At 57.9% G+C, this 24,060-nt stretch carries 16 protein-coding genes; 13 read left to right on the top strand and 3 right to left on the bottom strand.

What is annotated here, in order from left to right:
• Nucleotides 1–3 precede the first annotated feature (3 nt).
• Nucleotides 4–1,581 (top strand): tetratricopeptide repeat protein, encoded by a 1,578-nt coding sequence (locus R5H23_RS07625; RefSeq protein ID WP_317214987.1) that lies wholly within the window; start codon nt 4–6, stop codon nt 1,579–1,581.
• Here the strand turns inward: R5H23_RS07625 and R5H23_RS07620 are convergent.
• Nucleotides 1,575–5,714: a translocation/assembly module TamB domain-containing protein gene (locus tag R5H23_RS07620; RefSeq protein WP_317214986.1), complete on the bottom strand. Its 4,140-nt coding sequence runs from the start codon at nt 5,712–5,714 to the stop codon at nt 1,575–1,577. The genes R5H23_RS07625 and R5H23_RS07620 overlap by 7 nt on opposite strands.
• The gene (locus R5H23_RS07615) at nt 5,714–7,825 is read right to left on the bottom strand and encodes a BamA/TamA family outer membrane protein (RefSeq protein ID WP_317214985.1); all 2,112 of its coding nucleotides are present in this window, start codon (nt 7,823–7,825) and stop codon (nt 5,714–5,716) included. The genes R5H23_RS07620 and R5H23_RS07615 overlap by 1 nt, the downstream gene beginning before the upstream one ends.
• Nucleotides 7,826–8,040: 215 nt before the next feature.
• Here R5H23_RS07615 and R5H23_RS07610 point away from each other — a divergent pair, with 215 nt between their 5' ends.
• The 11 genes from R5H23_RS07610 (at nt 8,041) to R5H23_RS07560 (ending at nt 20,716) form a co-directional block, all read left to right on the top strand.
• Complete coding sequence (locus R5H23_RS07610) at nt 8,041–8,997, top strand: lysophospholipid acyltransferase family protein (RefSeq protein ID WP_317214984.1); 957 nt, start codon at nt 8,041–8,043, stop codon at nt 8,995–8,997.
• Between the two features lie 241 nt (nt 8,998–9,238).
• On the top strand, nt 9,239–10,648 hold the full coding sequence (gene miaB / locus R5H23_RS07605) for a tRNA (N6-isopentenyl adenosine(37)-C2)-methylthiotransferase MiaB (RefSeq protein ID WP_083956298.1): 1,410 nt from the start codon (nt 9,239–9,241) through the stop codon (nt 10,646–10,648).
• Entirely contained in the window at nt 10,642–11,826 is a 1,185-nt protein-coding gene (locus R5H23_RS07600; RefSeq protein WP_317214982.1) for a PhoH family protein, read from the top strand. The genes miaB and R5H23_RS07600 overlap by 7 nt, the downstream gene beginning before the upstream one ends.
• On the top strand, nt 11,795–12,283 hold the full coding sequence (ybeY, locus tag R5H23_RS07595; protein ID WP_317214981.1) for an rRNA maturation RNase YbeY: 489 nt from the start codon (nt 11,795–11,797) through the stop codon (nt 12,281–12,283). Before R5H23_RS07600 ends, ybeY begins: the two co-directional genes overlap by 32 nt.
• A complete protein-coding gene (locus R5H23_RS07590) occupies nt 12,280–13,218 on the top strand; it encodes a hemolysin family protein (RefSeq protein ID WP_064274061.1) in 939 nt (312 codons plus the stop codon). The genes ybeY and R5H23_RS07590 overlap by 4 nt, the downstream gene beginning before the upstream one ends.
• A gap of 58 nt (nt 13,219–13,276) precedes the next feature.
• Nucleotides 13,277–13,906, top strand: a complete 630-nt coding sequence (locus R5H23_RS07585) for a thioredoxin domain-containing protein (protein ID WP_211497949.1) — start codon at nt 13,277–13,279, stop codon at nt 13,904–13,906.
• Complete coding sequence (locus tag R5H23_RS07580) at nt 13,907–14,545, top strand: thioredoxin domain-containing protein (protein WP_061931762.1); 639 nt, start codon at nt 13,907–13,909, stop codon at nt 14,543–14,545.
• 28 nt (nt 14,546–14,573) lie between these two features.
• The gene (locus R5H23_RS07575) at nt 14,574–19,097 is read left to right on the top strand and encodes an AAA family ATPase (protein ID WP_317214980.1); all 4,524 of its coding nucleotides are present in this window, start codon (nt 14,574–14,576) and stop codon (nt 19,095–19,097) included.
• A gap of 112 nt (nt 19,098–19,209) precedes the next feature.
• Nucleotides 19,210–19,896, top strand: coding sequence for a metallophosphoesterase (locus R5H23_RS07570; protein ID WP_046899576.1), 687 nt, complete (start codon nt 19,210–19,212; stop codon nt 19,894–19,896).
• Complete coding sequence (locus tag R5H23_RS07565; protein WP_046899577.1) at nt 19,886–20,200, top strand: chorismate mutase; 315 nt, start codon at nt 19,886–19,888, stop codon at nt 20,198–20,200. Before R5H23_RS07570 ends, R5H23_RS07565 begins: the two co-directional genes overlap by 11 nt.
• Nucleotides 20,201–20,716, top strand: a complete 516-nt coding sequence (locus R5H23_RS07560) for a histidine phosphatase family protein (RefSeq protein ID WP_317214979.1) — start codon at nt 20,201–20,203, stop codon at nt 20,714–20,716.
• A gap of 18 nt (nt 20,717–20,734) precedes the next feature.
• Here R5H23_RS07560 and R5H23_RS07555 read toward each other — a convergent pair whose 3' ends face one another.
• Nucleotides 20,735–22,480 (bottom strand): Hint domain-containing protein, encoded by a 1,746-nt coding sequence (locus R5H23_RS07555; RefSeq protein ID WP_317214978.1) that lies wholly within the window; start codon nt 22,478–22,480, stop codon nt 20,735–20,737.
• Between the two features lie 264 nt (nt 22,481–22,744).
• Between R5H23_RS07555 and R5H23_RS07550 the strand changes: the two genes are divergently transcribed.
• Nucleotides 22,745–24,046: a citrate synthase gene (locus R5H23_RS07550; RefSeq protein WP_211496451.1), complete on the top strand. Its 1,302-nt coding sequence runs from the start codon at nt 22,745–22,747 to the stop codon at nt 24,044–24,046.
• Nucleotides 24,047–24,060: the final 14 nt, after the last annotated feature.

Raw genomic sequence — 24,060 nt, 5'->3', positions numbered from 1 at the left:
ACTGTGACGGCTAGCCAAAGTACTTCTACGACAGACGGTGAGGCCCTCACCCGCGCTGAAAACGCCATACAGGCAGGCAATCCGAAACAGGCACTGGACATTCTGGGGCCACTCCCCCCGAGTGACGCCGTTCATCTGGTGAAGGGGCGTGCTTTTTTCCGTTCCGCTCAGTACGCGCAGGCTGCAATAGAGCTTGAATCCGCGAGCAAGCCTTTCGGCGGCCATGCCATCACTGCCCTCATTGAGGAAGCAGCCTCCCTCCGTCGCCGGGCTGATCTGCTCCTGCTTATCAAGGAGTGCCGTCGCCTCTCCCCGCAAGACACACGCCTTCTGGATGCCTACGGCACCATTCTGATGCATACGGGGCGCTTCGATGAAGCAGATGTCGCCTTCCGCGAGAGCCTGCAAAGACGCCCTAACGATAAAAATACCCTTAATCTTCTCGTCATGAACCTGACGGAACAGGGCCGGTTTGACGAAGCGTTGTCCATTATGGATGACCTGCGCCGCCAGCATCCGGAAGATTGGAAGATCGGCTGCAATACCGCTGCAATCCTTAACAACATCGGCAGGCTGGAAGAATCAGCTAACGTCTATCGAGAGACCATTCCGCTCGCTCCATACGAACCAGCCCTGCGACTGAACCATTCCATTGCCATGCTCAAAAGCGGTCGAATGGCGCAAGGATGGACAGAACATGAGTGGCGCTTTGGCGTCCCCGGGCACACCAACCTGCCCAAAGACACCCTCCTGCCCAACATTTCCCCGACTCTCAATCTTCAGTGCAAGCGCGTGCTCGTCACGCAAGAGGAAGGATTGGGTGATACGTTGATGTATCTTCGATACATCCCTGCGCTGGCACGAACAGGTGCAGTTGTGCACATCTGGGGATCTTCAACACTGGCAGATCTGTGCCGTCGCGTTGAAGGGGTAGCCGTTGTTCAGCATGGCGGCGAGGCCCCTGCTTTTGACTATCACTGCCCCTTCATCAGTCTTCCCCGCGCATTCTCGGCCACACCTGACGCCATGGGCGCTCCCGTGCCTTATCTGAGGGCTGACCCTGGCAAGGCGTCTCAGTGGAAGAAATCCCTGAAGGCGGATCGTAACCTGCGTGTTGGTCTGGTCTGGGCCGGTGGCGCACGCCCGGAAAACACTGGCGCGCAGATGGTGGACCGTCAGCGATCAATGCCTCTTGCAGCGCTGGCACCGCTCGCGAATGTAGAAGGCGTTACGTTCTATTCCCTGCAGAAAGATGACGCTGCGCTTCAATGCCTGGATTTCCCGGCCCCGCTGGTGGACTTCATGCCCCAGTGTCTGGACATGGACGACACAGCCGCCCTGGTGTCCTGCCTTGATCTGATCATCTCCGTGGATACATCCATGGTTCACCTGGCTGGGGCGTTAGGTAAACCGGTCATCATGATGGACCGCTTCAACAACTGCTGGCGTTGGCTCCACGAGCGCGAAGACAGTCCGTGGTATCCACAGATGCGGATCGTCCGCCAGACCCGTTTCCGGGAATGGTCGGACGTCGTGACCCGCGTAAAGGTCCTTCTGGAAGACGCCGTTCAGGCTCAGTAATCAAATCCGTAAGACAGACCCACACTTGAGCCGGGATCGTTCTCTGGCGTGGTAAAGCCTGTCACTTGGCCGCCCGTCCCGACTGTCGTATTGAGCTTCAGCCGCTTGGTCAGATCAATCTGGACCTGAGCCTGCGTACCGGAGCCAGAGGTGGCCTGTTTTGCGCCAACATACACGCCCTTCATAACGTACTTGCCCGCTTCCACGCTGGTCCCACCGTTATCAACGCCACCACCGCCACCAACAGCTAGTCGGTCCAGACCAAGGGCATTCCGCACCTTTCCAAGTGGATCGAATGAGGACCCGCCGGCAAGCTGTGCGACGGCAGCAGCAAGCTCTGCAAGCTGCGTTGTGGAAAGTGAATGGGCATCCGTTCCAAACAGCAGAATGGCCATGACTTCATCGCGAGGCTGAGTCGGCACAGACGAGAAATCGATCTTCGGCGCACTGGCATAACCCGTGACAAGAAGGCTCGCGAGCGTTCCCTTGGCGTTACGGTCCGCGCGGAAATCCAGTGTCGGGTCAAGCTTGTGATTGACGCCTGTTCCATTGAACGCGACGCGACCATGCGTGAAGTTCAGATTAATTCCGGCCAGATTGAAGTTGCCCCGCTTGAGATCGAAACCGCCTGTAATGGACGGGGCGCTACTCGTGCCGCGTACATGCAAGCGGCCCTGCATTTCCGCATCCAGGCCATGCCCCTGGACCACAAACTGTCCCGGCGAAATTACATCAATCCCCAGCCCGATGATGAGGCTGCTGGTATTGTCAGGTGCCTTCTGCCCCGGCCGGACTACGTCAAGCTGCGCGACCGATGCTGGCATTGAGTTCGGAATATTGACTGTCACGCTTGGCAGGACAATCTTCCCATCCACATCCACACGCGTCGTGGCCTGACCGTGGATGTGCAGGTCCGTGTTGATGACGGCTGTTACAAGATCACTTGAGACAGGTCGGGCCTTGTCAGAAATAACCTTGATGTCCACCGGCAGACCGGGACGGAAAATCCCAACCGTTCCATCAAGTGCGATCGTTCCCGGCCCCGCGTGAGCCAGAATATGCTCCAGCGTGAGGCTATCGCCCGAAGCGACAACGGCACCATTGATGTCTGTCAGACGAACGCCCTGTGCATAGTGGTCAAATGAAACGTTCTGGAGCTCTACACGCCCCGTCGCCCGTGGCTGGCTGGCCGTGCCTGCGACGTTCAGATTGATGCCAACTTGCCCTTTCGTCGCCATTCCACTCGCACCGAGCACGCCATTGGCAACGGAAAGATCGACATGACCTGTTGTAGCCAGTGCAATCGCGCCTTCCTTGGAAAGAGGCGCGGTTCCCCGAACAGCCAAGGCAACTTTCGGCCCTGCTCCAAGCGTCACATCAACTTTGGCGGTTTTTCCGGCCAGACCGATATTGGCCAGAATTTCAGCTGCGGGCAGTGATGCTGCGGGGCCTGTCTGCATTTTCAAGCCATGCGCCGTCAGCGCAACAGTCCCGGTAGGAGCGTCAATCGTTCCCGCCAGATTGGCCTTCGCAGAAATGACACCACTGGCAGCAAGTTCGGGGGCAAAAGGCTTGGCTATGGCAGGCGTCAGTCGGTCAACAGTCGCCGTCAGAGCCAGACGAGGTTTGATAGACCCGGCAATATCAATCGTTGCAGGCGCAACACCCTGTGGGGCCAGTGTCGCCCGCAGATGATCGACCCCCATGATATCTCCGAAAGAGACATTCGCAGGGCCACCCAGCCGGATATACTCTTCCTTGGCCATGGCCGTCAGACGGTCCACGCGCACCGTCTTTTTAGGCAGGTTGAGCAGAACCGCCGCGTCCACGTTGGCCGGAGAACCCATGACGTTCTGGAAGGCGCCATTCAGGGTCACCGCCATGGCGGACTGAGGACCTTTGACTGTGGCATGAGCCTTGCCGGTGATGTCCTGAGAGCGGACACCCGTTAGATCCAGCGCCAGATCTGGAGCGGGATCGTCAATCGGGTTGGAAATCGTTCCTTTTAGATTGAGAGCCTGCACACTGGCCTGAGCCATACCGAGTGCACCGTCTAGTCCCAGCTTGACCTGCGGTGGTGCGCCCTGCGGTTCAGTCGTATGGATGGACAGCGCCAGATGGCCTTTGATGGCCTGCCCGATCAGTCGCTGGAAATCCGAAAGATTTTTGATGCTGACGTCCAGATCACCCAGCGGCACTTTGGCGCCATTTGGAAGACGGAGTTTCCCCTGCCCCGTCAGGCTGTTCCAGCTCAACTTGTTCAGATCGAGATGAAAAGCACCGTCATCCGTTTTCTGAACAGCCGTATCCAGCGCCAGTGGGGCATGATCCAGTGTTCCATGTGCCGTCAATGTACCTTGCGGCCGGCCAGGCAAATGCTGGAAATCAGCATCCAGCGCGACTGGGCCCTTGGCGACATCCTTGGTGCCGAACTCACCCTCGAGCCCTGCTTTGACAGCCAGATCATCGGTAGGGCCATCGGCCGTTGCCGTCAGGGTCATGTTGCCCAGAAGTGCTGGGCTGGCCTGCCGCAGATCAGGAAGAGCAACCGTTGCTTTGGTTTGCATCGTGTTGCCATGCGCCAGATCGACAACGGCAGACACCAGTAAATGAAGCGCCTGACCGTCCAGACCAAAACTCTTCACCGTCAGAACATTGGCGGGTGACTTGCTGAGCTGAAGCGCAAGATGACCATCCTTGCCAATCAGATGGAGAGCCTGTGGCTGGCCACCCGTAACAGAGATCGTGCCTGAGCTCTCAAGTGTCAGATCATCATGATCAGTCACTGGCATGGCGAAGTCAGCAGCAAGGGCCGCGCTACCACTCAGATCCGTACTTCCGATCGCTGCAAGAGGATGCAGATCTGGCAGCGCCAGTGTCACATGCCCCTTCGCCGCTGGCTTGACATCAACATTGGCCGCGACGTGCATCAAAGGATGGTCAATCCTGGCGACAACCGGAAGTGTCGTTGCCAGAGGATGAGCCGTCACATCCAAGGTCAGAGGCGCCGAAGCCAGAAGTGTTGGCTGACTTCCCGGAATCCGCAGACCATCCAGAGCGGCTTGCAGATGTGCAACGGTATCTTCTGACTTTGCGGCTTCCGTGCCATCGAACGTCGCGTGCAGATGGCCGATGGATGCGCCACCAGCAGTCAGAGCATCAATATCCAGAAGCCCCTGTCCGGCAGGAGCCTTGAGCGGACCGTGTAGATCCGTGTTCAGGGCAATCGCATTCCAGCCAATGCCAGGTTTCAAAGTCATCGCAGGGGCATTTGCCTTGACGTGCAGGTTTGCGATGTTGGTGTAGAGATTGATCTGCCCTGTTGAAGATGCCGTGATCGGTCCAGCATTCAGGCCGAAATCAAGGGCCGCCGCCTTGCGGGGGCCTGCAAGGTTCAGATGCATGTCCACAGGATCAAGCTGCGGAAGCTGTCCGAGTGTGGTTGCAAAGCCGTTGACACCTTCCTTGAAGGTAACGGCGAGAGCCAAACGATCTTTCGGTGTCTGGGCTGAAAGCGTAAGTCCCCCGGCCGCATCCAGACGGGCCAGTTGCAGGGCAATGTCCATCTTGGGCAATGACTGCATCGTCACGCCATTCAGGAATGGCGCGATAGACGCAATATGAGCGTGACCGTTCAGGCTGAATAGCGTTGCCTTGCCCGTGAAATCAGGACCAATTTCGATCCGACTGACTTTCAGGGCATCCAGATCAACTTGGATATTCAGCTTTGATGGGCTGGAACTGGCTTGGGTTTCAGTCGTCTCTGCGGTTGTGTCAGAAATTGGTTTGCGCAGAAGAGCGAGGCGCTCAGCGCTCAGAACCTTGACGTGCGCATCCATGCCCACAAGGGACAGGGGCGACCAGCGAAGTTCAAAGTTATCCAGCTCGAGCCAGACGCCCTTGCTGTCCTTCACTGCAAGCCGGGCAAGCTTCAAATGCTGCGGAAGCGCACCGGACAGACCGGAGATCTGCACCATTCCACCTGTGAGTGGACTGACCTTCTGTTCAATCAGGCGTTGGCCCGGACCGATGTTGATCCCGACAAGAACGACAACCAGCGCCAGAACAACCAGCCCGAGCGGAACGCCAATGACGAGAGAGACGATCCAGAGAATAATCCTGCGGGCGCGCATCAGAACGTCTCTCCAAGACCAATATACAGTTCCCATTTGTCGCCGTAGGCCGGTCTGTTCATCGGCAGCGCGACATCGACACGAATTGGCCCGATAGGAGTGAAATAGCGCACCCCTCCGCCATAACCCACGCGAAGTGTTCCCTGTCCGGGGCGGGATCCTGTGCCGACCTGTCCGGCATCCACGAACCCTGCCAGACCGAGGTTCATGGGCAGTCTCTGCCTGAACTCAACTGTCCCGGCATCCAGTGACGTGCCACCGATCGCATATTTCGTGTGACCGTATTGCGGGCCTACACCCTGATATCGGAAACCACGCACTGTCGCCGGTCCACCCGCATAGAGCCGTTGATCTGGCGGGATCTGATACGTCGAAGCGCCCTGCACAGACCCAACAGTTCCACGAACTGCGATAACGCTCTTGCCCGGCTTCGTCAGGCCGATCTTGGCCAGATCGAAATAGGTAGAGACCTGCGCGGACAGCAATGTGAAGAACGATGTTCCGTTCTCCAAGGACACAGAAGGTGTGGCAGACAGAGAGGCCCGAACACCATGTGTGGCCGGGTCAATCGGATTTTCCAGCTGGGTGCTATCGTAGGCCGCACTCAGAGGCGCCGATACGATGAAATAGCTTCGTGTATCGCCAAACTGCTGGATCTGCTCCTGCATACCCATCAGCCCGCCGGACACATACCAGAACTTGCCGAGACGACGTCCGATGCCACCACGAATGAGGAAGGCAGTCTGATGATAGGAGTAAAGAAGCTGACGAATGGCTTCGACACGCAGACTCAGGTTTTGGTTCTTATGCAGGAAGTCCGGTTTGCTGAAGTCCGCGTAGACATCATAGCCCAGCCCCTGCTGGGCTGACCCTCCAAGACCCGTAATGAGCGCTGTGAGCTTGAGCTGCTCTGCATTGCCTAGCAGATTATGGTGCGTCCAGGTTGCACCGGCACGCCCACCGAGATCCGTCGAATACCCTGCCTGCACCGCAACAGTGCGTCTTTTTGCTTCCTTGAAGCTGAAATTGACCGGCATGGCCTGAAGAACGCCAGGCATAAGCGTCTGGCTTGCGGGAAGTGTGATGATGGGCGGTGCGTTATGCACCTGAACGGAAGAAAACACGCCGACTGCTGCCAGATCCTGACGGGCCGCTTCAATCTTGGAGGGCTGGTAAAGCTGCCCTTCCCGGATCGTCAGACGCCGCCGCAGAAAGGACTGATGCACACGCTTCAGGTCATCCATTCCGATTGGACCAATGACAACCTTCGGCCCTTTCCCGACACGGAAAACGATATCAAGGGTCTCATCATGTGGCTGGAGATAGGCCAGCGGCGTAGAGACATCCGCGACGGCGTAACCCTCTTCCTGCAACTGGGTCAGCAGGTTGCCCTGGGCAGCCAGAACGTCCGAAGCAATCGCAGGCTGGCCTGCCTTGAGCTTAAAGGCTTTCTGTTCATCAGATGTAAGCTCGACCGGCACTCCCTGCCCCGCAGCCTGCCCGGAAGTATCAACCGCTCCCATTTTGTCGGCCGTCTGAGCTTTACTCGAGACCGGCGCCGCACTTCCTTTGGGGGATGGCGCTGTTTTCGAAGCGCCAGAAACGTCCGGTTGAGGCTCTACTTTCGGTGGCGGTGTCGTCAGGATAATTTTCCCAAGGCGGAACTGGTTCCCCTTGGTGACGGAAATCGTGATGGTGACTTTGGCGTCTTGGGGAAGAGTGTTCAACACGTCCGGCACGGCCGGATCACGTCCGTCTAACTCTCGTGCTCCCGCCTTGATAAGAATTGTAACCGTCCCGGCATAATACCCCTGAGACTGCAGTGCCGTGTCCACACGGTCATAATCTGACCGGATACGGCCAGCGAGGGCATAGGGCCCGACGGCATGTGTATTCTGAAGCGATTGCAGCTGGGAGGACGCATTTACAGCGGCATCAAGGTCAGCATTTTTCGTTGGCTGTATCGTGACCTTGTAGGGAACAGCCTGTTCAGCAGTTTCGCCGGCGACAGGCGCCGTATCTGCCTTGGCCTTGGGCGCATGGCAGCAGACTGCCATTGCCCCAATGGCAAGAGAAAGGGAAACAGCAGATGAGCGACCGCGTGACTTCACCGGAGGTCCTGATAATCCGTTTTGAGAAATGATCGACCCCGAAGAGGCCGAACCACGAAAAGCGAACCGATCGGATGTGGCCGCATATCCTTGTGGCAGTACCCCACGACGCACTGTCAAGTCCATGACAGAAAGACCTTTCGAGGCAGGTATACAATGTTCGTAAGACAAACGAGATTGTCTCCAGCGCCTGAAATCCTTATCACTCAGCACCCATGCCCCATCCTGATGCTCAGCCACCACTCGGCCGCCGTCGCCATAACCGACCGATCATTGACGAAAGTGTCAATTTTCCGGCCGAACAGGCAACGACCCAGTTCTCTGCTTTCAGCCGCACTGCCTGTGTGGCAAGGCTTGCAGCTGTTCTGATCTGGGCATTCTGGGTCTCTATCATCCAGTTCGTACTCATTCGCCTTCCTGGCTCCGGCAAGATTCGGGTGCCTAGGATTTTCTGGCGCATGATCAGCCGTATTCTCGGCTTGCAGATCCGCATCGTCGGCACGAGAGCTGGAAAAATCCTGAACGCCAAGGACGTCCAGCGCGGAGAACGTCCTATTATTTATGTCGCGAACCATTGCTCGTGGCTGGATATCCCTGTTGTTGGCGGCACGCTTCACACTGTTTTTGTTGCGAAAGGTGAAGTTGGCTCCTGGCCACTGATCGGCACCATCTCACGACTGGGCAGAACAATATTTGTAAGCCGCAACAGGCAGAATACTGGCAAAGAGCTACAGGAAATGACCGAACATCTCTGGAATGGAGATGACATCGTTCTGTTCCCTGAAGGAACATCGACGGACGGATCACGTGTTCTGCCCTTTCTGTCCTCGTTCTTTGCTGTCGCAAAGCCTGGACGGCTTGATCAGGCTGGCATGCCAAAGCCTCCACCAACGCTCGTCCAGCCTGTGTCTATCGTTTATGATCGCCTGGAAGGGCTGCCAGTCGGCCGCAGTCGCCGATCCGTTTTCTCCTGGTATGGAGACATGGATCTGACGCCTCACCTGTGGTCTTTCTGCCAATGGCGCTCGATGCGGGCCACAATTCTGCTCCATCCACCACTAGACCCGGAAAATTTCCGTTCCCGGAAAGAGCTGGCAAACGCCACATTTAAGGCCGTCAGCGAGGGCGCGGCAAAGCTCAGACAGGGACTTGTTCCTGACGGCCAGAACTGAGCCCGAGTTATCTTTGGACCAACCCAAGGTTTGTCTTGACTTGCAGGGGAGCGCCGCGTCACTTTCAGTTTCATTGATGGGAGCAATTCAGCGTCCATCCGGAGATGGTGATGCCGCTTCAGGCCAGTCTGACATGCCGGTCCAGTCTCATGTTTGACCTTTCCTCTGTCAGGGTGGGCTTGACCCCGCTGCCCGCAGCCCTGATGTGTGTGCCTGATATTGCCAACCCCGGATTGAAACCTTGACCACCGAGACTTCCGCCTCCGCGCCCGCCCCTGCCGAACGTGCCCGTCATGGCCTGCATGTCATTACATGGGGCTGTCAGATGAACGTCTATGACAGCGCGCGCATGGCCGATGTCCTGCGCCCTCTGGGATATGGTCCTGTCGACACACCTGAGGCTGCTGACATGGTGATTCTCAACACCTGTCACATCCGTGAACGGGCTACGGAAAAGGTGTTCTCCGAACTTGGACGACTGCGCAAAATTCGTGATGAACGAATTGAGAATGGTCAGGATCGCAGCATCATTGCTGTCGCTGGATGTGTGGCACAGGCCGAAGGAGAAGAAATCCTTCGCCGTGCGCCGTACGTCGATCTGGTGCTTGGGCCTCAGACGTACCATCGCCTTCCGGAAATGGTGGCTAGGGCCGCACGCGCTGGTGGCGCTGTCATCGAAACAGACTTCCCGGCCGAACAGAAGTTTGACTTCCTGCCCGCCGAAGCTGCGCCGCAATCTTCAGGCAATCTCACTGCCTTTCTGACCATTCAGGAAGGCTGCGACAAATTTTGCTCCTTCTGCGTCGTTCCTTACACGCGAGGCGCGGAAACAAGCCGCCCCGTTGCATCGGTCATGGCCGAGGCACGCCGGATGGTTGCTGCAGGCGTGCGGGAAATCACCCTGCTGGGCCAGAACGTCAACGCCTATCACGGTGACAATGGCCAGGGCGGAAGCGCAACACTTGCTGAGCTGGCTGCCGAGCTGGGCCAGTTGGATGGGCTGGATCGCATTCGGTACATGACTTCACACCCGCGCGATGTGGACCAGAGCCTCATTGACGCGCACCGTGATAACCGCGCCCTGATGCCTTTCCTCCATCTGCCGGTTCAAAGTGGTTCGGATCGCATCCTGAAAGCCATGAACCGTGGCCACACGGCGGATGAATATCGCGAGAGCGTCCGTCGCCTGAGGGAAGCTCGTCCAGATCTGGCACTGTCTTCTGATTTCATCGTGGGCCATCCCGGTGAGACAGAAGAAGACTTTGAAGCGACAATGCAGCTTGTGCGCGATATCGGCTTCGCCATGGCCTACAGCTTCACATATTCCCCCCGTCCCGGCACTCCAGCCGCTGGCCAGCCTTTTCAGGTGGCCGAAGACGTGAAGACCCGTCGTCTGGCAGAGCTTCAGGCCCTTCTGCGTGAACAGCAGGATGCGTTCAATGCAGATATGGTCGGCACGGTTCAGGATATTCTCATTACGGGGAAAGGCCGCAAGCCAGGACAGCTTTCCGGCCGGTCTCCGTATCTCCAGCCCGTTCATTTCGAAGGGCCGGACCATTTGATTGGCACCATCGCCAAGGTCGCCATCACCACTCGCATGACCAACTCACTTGGTGGAACCCTCATCCGGGAGACAGCCTCCGCTTGCTGACAACACCCCCGACGCGCTCCGTCGCCGCCCCTGGTGGTACCGAAGGCAATCGCACCGTCGCATTGCGCTTCAATGACAATATTCTCCTTCAGAGACTTCTGGGAGATCATGACAGACACCTCGTCCAGCTTGAGGAGGGGTTCAATGTCAGGCTTTCATGCCGCGGCAACAAAATCGCCATTTCAGGCGAAACGGATGCCGTAGGCCGCGCTCAGGCGGCTATCGTTGCGCTGTACAATCAGCTCGAACAGGGCGGCACCATCGACAGCTCGCAGGTTGATGGTGTGATCCGGATGACTGCGCTTCCCACACGCCATCACGAACGCCAACGCGCTGCTGTTCCCCCGGCCTCACCTTCCAGGCAGCAACAGCCTCGTCGCGAAGCAGGTCAGCACAAACCTGCCCCTCAAAATTTCCAGACCTCTCCGACGTCTGCTCCTTTAACCGATCTTCCGGCTATTCGCACCAAACGCGGTGTTATTGCTCCGCGGTCTCATGGGCAGGCCGCATATATGGAAATGCTGGGTCGGACTGATCTGGTTTTCGGAATTGGTCCTGCCGGAACCGGCAAAACCTATCTGGCTGTTGCTCAGGGCGTTGCCATGCTCCTTGCCGGACAGGTGGACCGGATCATTCTTTCCCGCCCGGCTGTGGAAGCAGGCGAGCGTCTGGGCTTTCTGCCCGGCGATATGCGGGAAAAGATCGACCCCTATCTGCGTCCGCTTTACGATGCCCTGAATGACATGATGCCGGGTGACCAGGTCGTGCGACGGATGGGCACGGGCGAGATCGAAGTTGCCCCGCTGGCTTTCATGCGCGGCAGAACGCTCGCCCATTCTTTCGTCATTCTGGATGAAGCCCAGAACACGACCCCAGCCCAGATGAAGATGTTCCTGACCCGCATGGGTGAAGGCACACGCATGGCTGTTACAGGTGACCTTAGTCAGATTGATCTGCCCAACGGGGTATCATCTGGGCTAAGGGAAGCCGTCGAGACCCTGGAAGGTATCAAGGGAATCGGCATCACTCGCTTTACATCCGTTGATGTGGTGCGCCATCCGCTGGTCGCCCGTATCGTCGATGCCTATGAACAGAAAGCGCCTGCCCCCTTGGATAATTTCCGGGATCGGCCGCGCCGGGATAACAATGGAACCTCCAAGTCGTCACGCCGGTACTGACATCATCATCGAGGACGCCAGATGGCGCTCCTCGGTCTCTGATACAGAGCGCACGATCCATCGTGCGCTTACCGCCGTCGCCCGTCAGGGTGGCCCGGATTTCAGCCGGTCTCCTGCTCCGTCGATTCTTCTCTCGACAGATCGGATCGTAAAGCGGCTCAATGCCCGCTTCCGCAACAAGAACAAACCCACGAACGTTCTGACGTTCGAACCGGTCTCTCCCTTCCACGGTGGAGACATCATTCTGGGTTACGAGACAGTCCGGAAAGAAGCGGATGCTGCCCATCGCAGCATGCGCGCTCATCTGTCCCATCTCGTGGTTCATGGGGCCCTGCATCTTGCAGGATACGATCATTATCTTCCCGGCGAAGCCCGGGACATGGAAGGGGTTGAAACCCGCACGATGCGCCAGCTTGGTTTTGGCGATCCATGGCGACAGGCAGGAAGACGGGCATGAGCGAAGACATTACTGACCGTTCAGACGACGGTAGAAAGAATTCCCGCGGATTGTTCGGACTGTTTGGCCGCCGCAACCGTGATCAGGGTCTGCGCGAGTCCATCGCTACACTTGTCCACGAAGCCGCCCAGCCTTTCGAAGAGACGGGAGATGAGCCGGAACTGGACAGGCAGGAACGTGCTCTCATCATGAATGTCCTGCGCTTGCGAGACATCACGGCAGATGACGTGATGATCCCCCGCGCAGATATCATTGCCATGTCAGAGAGCATCTCCTTCAACGATGCCCTGGATCACATGCGTCGGGAAAACCATTCCCGTATGCCGGTCTATCGCGGCCAGCTCGACGATATCGCGGGCATGATCCATGTGAAGGATCTGGTGGCGTATGTTGATGACCCTGAGGCATTCGACATCCGCCCGCTTCTTCGTCAGCCTCTGATGATTGCTCCGACCATTCCGGTGCTTGATCTGCTGCTACAGATGCGTCAGCGCCGAATGCACATGGCCCTTGTCATTGACGAATACGGCAGCATCGATGGCCTCGTCACGATCGAAGATCTGATCGAGACGATTGTGGGTGATATCTCGGACGAACACGACGACCCTGTCACGACCCCGTGGGTAGAACGCGCGGATGGCTCTTTCGATATTGATGCCCGTCTGCCCGTCCGTCAGCTTGAGGAACGGCTGGGGGCTGTTCTCACGGATGCTGAGCGCGAAGCCGAGATTGAGACAGTTGGTGGACTTGTTTTCCGCCTGGCAGAGCATGTTCCGGCAAAAGACGAAGTTCTGACCCATGAGAGCGGGCTGGAATTTCGCGTTCTGGATGCGGATGCGCGCCATATTCGCGCCTTGCGGATGCGGGTGCCGGAAGGCTGGGAAAAGAAGCCCCTGCCCGATACGGGACAGCAGGACGACGAACGCGGGTCTTGACGTCTGAGCCAGATCAGCGTTGTGAGTAGGACATCTTGTCCGTAGTGGAGCCTTGTCCATGACCCTTGGCCGTCGTGCATTTCTCGTTGCCGGGCCTGCCCTTGCGGCAGTTGCGTCATTTTCTTCTGCGCATGCAGAAGAAAATGGACTTCCCTCGACTGATCCCCGGATGGGTCCGCGCGTTCTGGGATCGCCAGATGCCAAGGTTCAGGTCGATGAGTGGTTTTCGCTCACCTGTTCTCACTGTGCTCACTTCGCACAGACCATCTTTCCCCAGATCAAGACCAACCTGATCGATACCGGAAAAATCCGGTATCGCTATCATGACTTCCCCTTGGATCAGGTCGCACTTCTGGCTGCAATGCTAGCCCGGTCTCTTCCTGCAGATCGCTACGCCCCTTTTGTGGACGATCTCCTGCGGACACAGGATCAGTGGGCATTCGCTCAAAACATCGATCCCATACAGGAACTGAAAAAGCGCGCTGTCCTTGCTGGCATCTCAGCGGCTGAATTCGACAGGATCAATGCCGATAATGCCCTGCGTGAAGCCATTGTGAACCGTCAGGACCGCGATGGTGCTTTCCTTCAGATCCAGGGTACTCCTTATTTCCGCATCAATGACGTTCCGGCACCGGATGTCGTCTCCAGCTATGATGCGTTCGCCAAAGCAGTTGCAAAGGCTTCCTGAATGACCCGTCCCATGATTTCCCGCCGTTTCATCCTGTCCGCAGCACCAGCGCTGGCCGTTGCTGGTACGGCAGCCCGCGCCGCAGATGCGCCCCCGGCCCTGCCCGCCAATGACCCGCGTATGGGACCGCGCATCATCGGTAATCCGAACGCAAAGGTGCTGGTGCAGGAGTGGTTTTCCCTGACCTGCACGCATTGTGCCCATTTCGGAACGGAAGAATTCCCGAAGATCAAGGAACAGCTCATTGATACCGGTAAGATCCGCTATCAGTTCCATGATTTCTGCGGAGACCGCGTCGGCCTGACCGCCGCCATGGTGGCCCGTTCCCTGCCAGAAGACCGTTACGTGCCTTTCATTGGCGCGCTGCTTTCCAGCCAGATGCAGTGGGCCTTCGCTTCGGGTGGCGACCCGATGCAGCGGCTTCAGCAGATGTCGGCTCTGGCAGGCGTCTCTGCCGCGCAGTTCAAGAGCATCAGCGAAGACACGGCGTTCATGCAGGCCATGTTTAATCAGGTGCAGAAGGATGCGGACACCTATAGCATCCAGGGCACGCCATATTTCCGCTTCAACAACACGCACTACGATCAGGACCCGGAAACCTACGAGAAGTTTGCCGATCTGGTCGCCAAGGCGTCCTGACCTCTTTCAGGGCGTTTCATAAACACCAATGTCAACGCACACCACGACGATCAGCCGCCTGACGATCGGCGGCTTCAAAAGCTTCGCCGATGAGGTGCGCGTTGACATCCTTCCGGGCCTGACGGGCATTATCGGCCCGAATGGCTGCGGCAAATCCAATGTCGTCGAAGGCCTGCGCTGGGCGATGGGTGAGACCTCCGCCCGCGCCCTCCGGGGCGGCGAGCTGGACGATCTGATCTTTGCCGGAACAGGCGCACGTTCCGCGCGAAACATCGCTCAGGTCACGCTTCATCTGACTGGCGCCAAGGGTCTTGCTCCTGCTCCGTTTCAGGATGCTGAAGACCTAGAAATCACGCGTCGTGCAGAGCGTGGCTCGGGCAGCGAATACCGTATCAATGGCCGCGTCATGCGTGCGCGTGACGTACAGACGCTTTTTGCTGATCTGGCGTCCGGTGCGCGCAGTTCCGCCATCGTCAGCCAGAACCGTGTCGGCCAGCTTATCGCGGCTAAACCGGAAGAGCGTCGCCTTCTGCTGGAAGAAGCCGCTGGCATCACCGGCCTTCATGCCCGCCGTCATGACGCGGAACTGAAACTCCGCCAGACCGAGACCAACCTGTCCCGTGCGGAAGACCTTCGCCTTCAGATTGAAGAACGCCTTGGCAGTCTCGAAGAGCAGACCGTTCATGCGCGGAAATATCGTGAGCTTTCCGAGAAACTACGTGAAGCCGAGGTTCAGCTTCATGCGCTTCTCCATGCCCGCGCCAACCTCGCCGTACAACGCAGCAAAGATGATCTGGCCAAGGCCCGTGAAGCTCTGCGCAAAGCTGAACAGGAAGCCGAGCACGCGACCATTGCGGAGTTCGAAGCTCGCAAGGCCACCCCACAGGCCCGAGAAGAAACAGACCGGCTTCGAAGTGCTCTGGAACGTCTGAAAGTCCAGTCCGAAACGGCACAAGTAGACGTCACACGTGCGCGAGAAGCAGAGGCCGAAGCACTAGCGCGCTTTCAGCAGGCCGAAGCCGATTTTACCCGGAGCACGGAACGGCTCTCGCAGGATCGAGCCGCCCAGGCGGCCGCTCTTGCAGATTTGGAAGCGCAGGAAAAGGAGCACGCCCAGCTTCCTGAACAGCGCGCTCAAACCACAGAAGAGCAGAACCGGCTCGCAGCACTTGAGCGAACTCAGGCAGCATCTCTGGAAGAAGCGGTCCGTCTGCGGGACGCAGAAGCGATCCGTCGCGATGGGCTGAGAAGTGCTCTGAATGCTCTGACAACGCGGCTTGATGCTGAAACAGGCGCTCTTCAGGCACTTGAAACAGAACTGACTGCGCTGGAAAAAGATCGGCCGGACGATGATGCCCTGGAAAGCCTGCGCCAACAGGTTGATGTCGCCATCAATGAGGCTGAAGACGCCCGACAGATCGAAGCTGCTGCTCTCGCTACGCTTCAGGATGCGCGTCTGGCAATGGAATTGCAGGGCCGCACCCTCGAAGACGGACGGCAACGCCTGACGGTTCTGGAAAAGACCGAGGCGGATCTGAAGCGCCGCCTTCAGGCTGCGACAGACCGCCTGTCTCAAGACCGTACCGCTCATACCCAGACGGCAACCGCTCTCCTGACGGATACACAGCGCGCCGAACTTCAGGCTCAGCGTGAAAAGACCCTGCAGGCATTGGAAGATACTGCCGCTCGGGAACGCGCGGCGCGGCAAGCTCTGGATGAGGCCAATAGCGCATGGCTCGAAGCACGGGCGAAGGCTGAGGAAGGCGTTCAGCGCCATAAGGGTCTTCTGCGTGCGAAAGAAAGCGCACAGCAGGCCGCCCATCAGGCGACCCAGCGCGTAGAAACGGCTCTTCGAGAGCGGGATACCGCCGCGAAAGCTCTCGTACCGGACACTGACGTAGCAGCCCTTCGAGCAGCCGTCACGGATCTGGAAGCAAGACTGGACGCCCTTCAGCGCGCTCTTTCCGAGGCCGAAAAGGCTCTTTCTTCCGCGTCAGAAGCGGAGCGCTCTACCCGTGAGGCTCTGACCCGCACAGAAAACACGATCCTGCGCCTTCGTTCGGAATGTGAGGGGCTGGAACAGACACTCGCAGCCGTCGCCGCGCAGCCGGACCCGTTGGAAGACAGACTTGATATTCCGGCGGATCTGGCACGGGCCGTCGCTGCGGCATTGGCGGATGGGCTCGATGCCTCGCTCGCGCCCACGACCGTCGCAGCCGACCGTCGATGGCTTGCGCTCACAGCACTAGACAGCCCACGGATTGAGTCCTGCCCGCCTCTCTCGTCTCTGGTTGCGGCTCCAGATGCTGTTAAACGCTGCCTGGACGCTGTTTTCCTGCTGGATGATCCCGGTAGAGGTGCCGCTCTTCAAACGCATCTCCAGCCCGGTCAGGCGCTTGTCTGCCGGAATGGCGCTCTGTGGAGATGGGACGGTTTCATTCGCTCTGGCGATGCGCCTGACGCCGGCGCTACCCGTCTGGAGCAAAGGCAACGTCTGACAAAGGCACGCGCCCTTCTCGCTGAGCAGGAAAACGGGCTTCCGGCCGTACAGAGTGCTTTCCAAGAAGCCCAGCGCACTCGCGTCGAAACGGAACAGACCTTGCAACGTCTTCGGTCGGAACGTTCGGGGCTGGAGCCTGAACTGAGCAAGGCCCGCACGCAGCTCTCGTCACGCGAACAGCAGGCTGCGCTGGCCAAAGGTCGATGGGACGAAGCAGAACGTCGTTTGTCAGACGCCGAGGCCGCTGCGAAAAGCACACGCTCGGACGCTGACAAGGCAGCGGCCGATTATGACGCTCATCCTTCTCCGGCAGCTCTGACTGACACGGCTGAACAGGCGGCTCAGGTCGTGGAGAAGGCTCGAACAGCTCTCACAGCATTGACGCGGGATCTCCAGACAGCCCGGACAGAGGCTGAACAGGCTGATCGCACGTTGGACCAGGCCGTTCTGCGTCATGAAACGGCGCAGACACGCCTTCAGGAACTGGAAGAGGCACTGAAAAGGCTGGAGCGGGACATTGATGCTCTTCAAACAGAACTTGAAGCCACACGAACTGCCACAAACCGGCCGGATCTTCCGGATCTAGAGCGCCGTGACGCGGTCGCCCGTCAGCAGCATCAGGACGCCCGGCAGAAGCTTGAAACCGCGAGCAAGACCACGGGCGACCTCCGCCAGAAGGCAGATCGCCTTTCTGCCGAACTGCAAACTTTGGACCAGTCCGCAACGACAGCCCTCGCCCGGCGCACGGCACTTGCTCCACGTGCGGCGGAGCTCAAAGCGCTCGTAGAAAAGCTCACAAAGGACCATCAGGCGCAGGACGCTGCCATTGCAGAGCGTCCAGACCCTGCGCGTCTGGAACAAAACGTACTGGACGGCACGGCGGAACTGGAAGAAACCCGGAAGGCGCTTCAGACGGTCAGGGAGAGTCTGTCTCATCTTGCGCTGGAAGATATGCGCCTGAACGGGAGCATCGCGGCGCTCAGAGGACGGCTATCTGACCTTGAAGGACAGATTTCTCTGGCCGTTCAATCCCATGCAGAACTGGAAGAGCGCCGGAACACGCTGGAAAACGCGTGGAACAAAGCAGCCCATAGTCCGGTTCGTCTCGAAGTCGCGCTAAAGCAGCAGGATCTGGATCTTGAGAAGGCTCAGGCGGCCTATGATGAAGCCCGCGCAAAGGACGAAGCCACCGATCAGGCTGGTCAGGCTGCGCAGGAGCGTCGTCGGGAGGCTGATCTGGCCCTGTCTTCCGCACGCGAAGCCATTGCCCGCCACACGGAACGCGCTGAACAGGCCGTGGCAGCGCGTGAGCGTCTGTTGACGGAAAGCGATCCGCCAGAAGGGGGCGTTTACCCGTCTGATCTATCAGAGCAGGCTGAAACGTCCACCCGCCGTAGGCTCTCCCGCCTCACCCGTGAACGGGACGATCTGGGAGCCGTCAATCTACGGGCCGAGACAGAGTATCAGGACGCCAAGCAGACAGCCGAGACCATCGCCCGAGAGCATGAAGAACTCACGGCGGCCATCAACCGTCTGCGTGGCGGCATCGGAACCATCAACCGTGAAGGGCGCGAGAGGCTTCTGGCCGTCTTCACGGAAGTTGACCGGCATTTCCAGTCCCTGTTCTCCCGGATGTTCGGAGGGGGTCGCGCGCATCTGGGTATGGTCGGCAGTGATGATCCGCTGGAAGCTGGTCTGGAAATCTTTGCCCAGCCGCCAGGGAAAAAGCTGTCTACCCTTTCCCTGCTCTCTGGTGGCGAGCAGGCCCTGACGGCACTTTCCCTCATCTTTGCGACGTTCCGCTGTAACCCTGCGCCAATCTGCGTATTGGATGAAGTGGATGCGCCATTGGATGATGCCAACGTGGAACGCTTCTGTTCCCTTCTGGCAGATATGACCAAGGAAGCGGGCACGCGCTTCCTTGTCGTGACCCATCATCAGCTCACCATGGCGCATATGGACAGGCTTTATGGTGTTACGATGCAGGAACGTGGTGTAAGCCGGGTATTGTCGGTTGATCTGGGGCGTGCTGCCGCTCTTGTCGAAGGCTGAAGTCTTTTTTCTTCAATCGAAAATTGACGTTAAGGCGTTGAAGCCTTTTGATAGACAAAAAGCCTGAAAGATCGAACCGATTTTCCCCGAACCACCTCTCCCTGACCCGATCATGACGCGAATCCGCGAACACGGTCTTCGTGTGGTGGGAGACGTGCACGGTGATCTCAACGCTTTCCGTCACGCGACAGCGACGGAACGTTTTATCATCCAGCTCGGGGATCTGGTGGATCATGGGCCGGACAGCGCAGGTGTGATGGAGCTCATGCTCGACCTGCTTGAAACACAGCGTGGCCTCTTCATTCTCGGCAATCACGATCGGAAGCTCGGTCGTGCCCTGGAAGGGCGGCGTCTGCGCCGAGACCCACCGCTTGAAGAAACGCTGCGCCAATTTGCCCTTCCCGAGTACGAAGGGCTTCAACAGCGCACTTATGACGCCATCGCGGCGGCCCCGACATGGCTTCAGCTCGGCCGCGCGCTGTTCGTACACGGCGGCTTCCATACAGCGATGCTCTCAGAACCCGCAGTCCCGGGTCTGGGCGAAATGTCCGCGCCCCTGTCCCGCGCTCTTTTTGGCGAAACCACCGGCCGCATGCAGCCGGACGGATATCCCGAACGCCGCCTGACCTGGATCAACCGCATTCCGGACGGAATGACGGTCTATGTCGGCCATGACCGCCGCTCGACTGACGGACGCCCCTGGCGCCGGACGGGGCGTCTTGGCGGCACGGCTGTCTTCACGGATCTGGGCGCAGGAAAAGGCGGCCACCTTGCATGGATCGATATCAATGACTTCTGACAGCTCTTCCGCCCTCGCAGAACTTGAGCGCCTGCGTGCCAGCATCGACAATATCGACGCCGCCCTGATTCATATGCTGGCAGAGCGGTTCCGCTGCACCAAGGCTGTTGGCGAACTCAAGGCGCGTTCCAGCCTGCCCGCCGCAGATCCTAATCGGGAAGCCCGGCAAATCGAACGCCTGCGCCAGTTGGCACGAGACGCGCATCTGGACCCTGATTTTGCTGAAAAATTTCTCGCATTTGTCATTCGTGAGGTCATTCGCCACCACGAGGCCATCGCTGCCCAAGCCAACGGTACCCACTGAATGACCGAACGCCTGCTCCTCATTCTGCGGCATGCTGAAGCGGGTCCTCACCTTTATTCAGGATCGGGTGATATTGAGCGGCCACTGACACCAATGGGCCATCAACAGGCGGCCAGAATTGGTGCCCAGCTTGCAAAGCTGGAGTTACTAGGGCCTGTCCACGTGCTTTGCAGCCCTGCACGCCGAACACGGGAAACGGCAGAGGGCGTGCTCTCTGCTTTTCCAGACGCGGCTGTTCCGCAGCTTGAGAAGAACCTCTATGGGGCTGGCCTCGACACGCTTTATGGCTTCATTCACGCCACACCAGAAGATATCCGGACGCTACTCCTGATCGGGCACAACCCGACCATAGGAACACTGGCTCACGACCTTACCGGGCCGGCTCTCCAGAGTGATACTTTTGCGGCTTTGAGACATGGTTACGCACCCGCCACCCTAACCGTTTTTCAGACACAGGAAGACTGGATCAATATCCGGCCTTCCACTGTCAAAGCCAGTCAGGTTCTTATTCCCTGACTGGTGTACCAGCCTCGCTCAGGCGCAAAGAAGACTGATGCGTTTTTCAGCGGTCTGAGGTTTTACATAGGGGCCAGCCTCAAGAATTTCGATTTCCAGAACACCGGCATCAGTGGCCGAACGCGTCCCGAGTTCGAGAAGAGCATTGCCATTCGTCCAACGGATTCCTGAGGGATCTGCTGGATACCATCCCTCAGCATCTGCGGGCTGGCGCGCCATAAGTTCTTGCATTCCCTCTCCATCCCAAAGACGGATCGTTCGCGTCAGAACGCCGAGCATCCGGCGGTCATCCAGATAGGGACCAACCGAATCACACAGCCGAGAGGCACGTGACACCAGACGAACCGTGCGCGTACCCGTCGGAAGTGAGAAAAGGAGCCTTCCTCCGACCTGACGCATAGGAGCAATACGTTGCCCCGAACGTGTTTCAAGATGGAGATTATGTACACCCGTGGTCTCAGATTCAGACGCCACGTTCAGGCCAAGCTGTTCAGAGCGCTGAGCCAAACGAGCATGGACAGGCTCTACGACTGCCCGATCCGTCACCAGTGGTGCAGAAGCGTCGTGCTCCCAGCTTTTTGCAACAGTCGAGAAGTGAGCAATGCTTCCTGGCTGAGCAAAGCTGTTGCGATTTCCTGTGTCGAGATAGCTCTCTGTCGTCAGACCGTTTGCCACAATCACATCATGGTTGGCTGTCTCGACATGGTAGTAGTCATAGGACGTGATGTCAGTTGCGTAGGCAATGCTGCTACCATTCACGAGCATACGCACTGGAATGAAAACACCATTGAGATAAAGGCAATGCTCTGACGTCAACAGCAGATCCGTATGAGGAACGCGCTCAGACACGGCCCCTTTGCAGATGCGGACCGGATAGCCGGCTTCATCCAGATGGGGCCCTTTACGAACCTGTGCTTTCTTGCGTCCTACCCAATTCAGACGTTCAACCTGCTCGGTGCCGTCCCGGATGACCACAACTTCGTCCCCGGCACGCAGGTCTTCAACAACGACCTCACCAGTCGGTGTCTGGATAAGGCTTCCTCCAAGAAAGCAGACCGGGCCTAGCGAAGCGATTGTTGAACCGTCATCATCTTTCGTCAGGGTCACACCATTGCTGCTGTAATCGCCCTGCATCCGCGTGGAATAAACGACATTTCCACCAGAAGTGACGTTCAGATAATAAGCGCCCCCACTACTGACAAAGGTCGCTGTTTCCCCGTCTGAATAGCTCAGTCCATCCAGGTCAATCCGTCCGCCTGACGACAGGATCGTCTCGGTCAGGATGCCCCCGCTTTGCAGCGTCAGGACAGCGCCCGACGAAATAACGGTCGTATCTGCAACCGCTCCGGATGCAACGTAGAACGACGCTCCACTGCGAACTTCAGCATGGTCAACAATCGAGCCAGACAGAGCCGAGAGGGTAGCGCCGGGGTTCAGCTGTGTGTGGGTCAACTTCCCGCCCGAAGACGTAACCTGCATTCCCCCGCTGCTGACGGCTACATTGTAGGCATGACCGCCGTTCGTAACAGCCTGGAGCCCCCCGGACAAAACAGTCGCGTTGTAGGAAGTACCTGCGGACCCAACTGTCAGGGTTCCACCATTGCTGATGGTCAGAAAGCGATCTTCTCCTTCGTTAGAAACAGCACCACCGCTCACAACGGTCACCCTTTGAATAGAGCCACCATTTTCAACGGTCAGAATGTTACCCTCTCCGCTGACGGTACCCCCGGAGACTGCCTGACCTGAAGAAACTATCTGAGACATGAAGATCCTGTTTTGACGGAAAAGGAAATCGCAGATTTTCTAAACCTGACGACGTGAAGAGCGCGGGTTGTAGCCGAAACGCATTCAAAAACACAATTTTATTAACAAAAACTTTAAGGCGCACTGTTCCACGGCGGTTTTTAGGTTTTTCCGCTTTTTTTTGAGGCCATCGACGGCCTGACAGATGGTGTCTCTGGACAGGGAAAACCCCTACACCCTAGACTTTAGTCCTTTCCGTCACTCTGCCAGACAGGCGCCTGTTCCATGCACGATCCAAAGTCCGAAACTGCTACCCTTCATGCTGGCGGCGCTTCCATGCAGGCGCCCCTCCTGAAAGGCACCATGGGGCCGGACGTCGCAGACCTGCGTGGAATCCAACAGAATCTGGGTATTTTTTCCTTTGATCCGGGCCTGACGGGAACGGCAACCTGCACCAGCAAAATCACATTCATTGATGGCGATGCAGGAACGCTTCTTCACCGCGGCTATCCCATTGAAGACCTCGCCCTGAATGCAAGCTTCACGGAAACAGCCTACCTGCTGCTTTACGGAGAACTGCCGACCACTCCGCAGTATCAGGCGTTTCAAGCTGACATGAATACCCATCGGCTGCTCAATGAGCAGATCCGCAATTTTTTCAACGGTTTCCGCCGCGATGCCCACCCGATGGCTATTCTGTGCGGGACTGTTGGTGCGCTGTCCGCGTTTTATCATGATGGTCTGGATATTTCACAGGCAGAAGACCGGGATCTCTCTGCCCGCAGGCTGATTGCCAAAGTGCCGACCATTGCAGCCTGGGCTTACAAATATTCCATCGGTGAGCCTTTCATCTATCCAGATGAAGAGATGTCGTTCTCCGAGAATTTTCTGCACATGCTTTTTGCCCGCCCGGGTAATCACTACCGGGTCAATCCGGTTCTGGCGCGCGCCATGGACCGTATCCTGCTCCTGCACGCCGATCATGAGCAGAACGCGTCAACCACGACCGTTCGACTTGTTGGTTCTACCGGCGCGAACCCTTACGCCTGCATCTCGGCCGGTATTGCTGCGCTCTGGGGACCGGCTCATGGGGGAGCCAACGAAGCAGCATTGAACATGCTTCAGTCTATCGGAACACGTGAGGGCATCCCTGCTTTCCTGGAGCAGGTTAAGGATAAAAATTCCAGCGTTCGTCTGATGGGCTTTGGCCATCGCGTTTACAAGAATTTTGATCCTCGCGCGAAAATCCTACAGGCGACGTGCCATGAAGTGATTTCCGAGCTTGGCCTGGAGCGCGATCCGCTGCTCGACCTGGCCAAGGAACTGGAAAGAGTGGCCACAGAAGACGACTATTTCGTCAGCCGTAAGCTCTATCCGAATGTGGATTTCTACTCAGGTCTGATCCTGAAAGCTCTCGGGATTCCGACAAGCATGTTCACTGTTCTATTCGCGGTTGCGCGGACAGTGGGCTGGGTCAGCCAATGGAAAGAAATGATTGAAGATCCGGCCGGGCGGATTACGCGCCCTCGCCAGCTTTATGTAGGGGAAACAAAGCGGGAATTTGTTTCCATGAGTGACCGGGGCTGAAAGGCCCCTGTCAC

This window comes from Gluconobacter sp. GP1, from assembly GCF_032913585.1.
Taxonomy (GTDB): Bacteria; Pseudomonadota; Alphaproteobacteria; order Acetobacterales; family Acetobacteraceae; genus Gluconobacter; species Gluconobacter cerinus.
The sequence above is the reverse complement of the archived record's forward strand: the minus strand, read 5'-3'. Positions and strand labels throughout refer to the sequence as shown.

Coding starts and splice junctions, on each gene's coding strand:
- R5H23_RS07620 (WP_317214986.1), bottom strand. CDS start 5,714: ATGCGCGCCCGCAGGATTATTCTCTGGATCGTCTCTCTCGTCATTGGC.
- R5H23_RS07610 (WP_317214984.1), top strand. CDS start 8,041: ATGCCCCATCCTGATGCTCAGCCACCACTCGGCCGCCGTCGCCATAAC.
- ybeY (WP_317214981.1), top strand. CDS start 11,795: ATGGAACCTCCAAGTCGTCACGCCGGTACTGACATCATCATCGAGGAC.
- R5H23_RS07590 (WP_064274061.1), top strand. CDS start 12,280: ATGAGCGAAGACATTACTGACCGTTCAGACGACGGTAGAAAGAATTCC.
- R5H23_RS07585 (WP_211497949.1), top strand. CDS start 13,277: ATGACCCTTGGCCGTCGTGCATTTCTCGTTGCCGGGCCTGCCCTTGCG.
- R5H23_RS07580 (WP_061931762.1), top strand. CDS start 13,907: ATGACCCGTCCCATGATTTCCCGCCGTTTCATCCTGTCCGCAGCACCA.
- R5H23_RS07575 (WP_317214980.1), top strand. CDS start 14,574: ATGTCAACGCACACCACGACGATCAGCCGCCTGACGATCGGCGGCTTC.
- R5H23_RS07570 (WP_046899576.1), top strand. CDS start 19,210: ATGACGCGAATCCGCGAACACGGTCTTCGTGTGGTGGGAGACGTGCAC.
- R5H23_RS07565 (WP_046899577.1), top strand. CDS start 19,886: ATGACTTCTGACAGCTCTTCCGCCCTCGCAGAACTTGAGCGCCTGCGT.
- R5H23_RS07560 (WP_317214979.1), top strand. CDS start 20,201: ATGACCGAACGCCTGCTCCTCATTCTGCGGCATGCTGAAGCGGGTCCT.
- R5H23_RS07555 (WP_317214978.1), bottom strand. CDS start 22,480: ATGTCTCAGATAGTTTCTTCAGGTCAGGCAGTCTCCGGGGGTACCGTC.
- R5H23_RS07550 (WP_211496451.1), top strand. CDS start 22,745: ATGCACGATCCAAAGTCCGAAACTGCTACCCTTCATGCTGGCGGCGCT.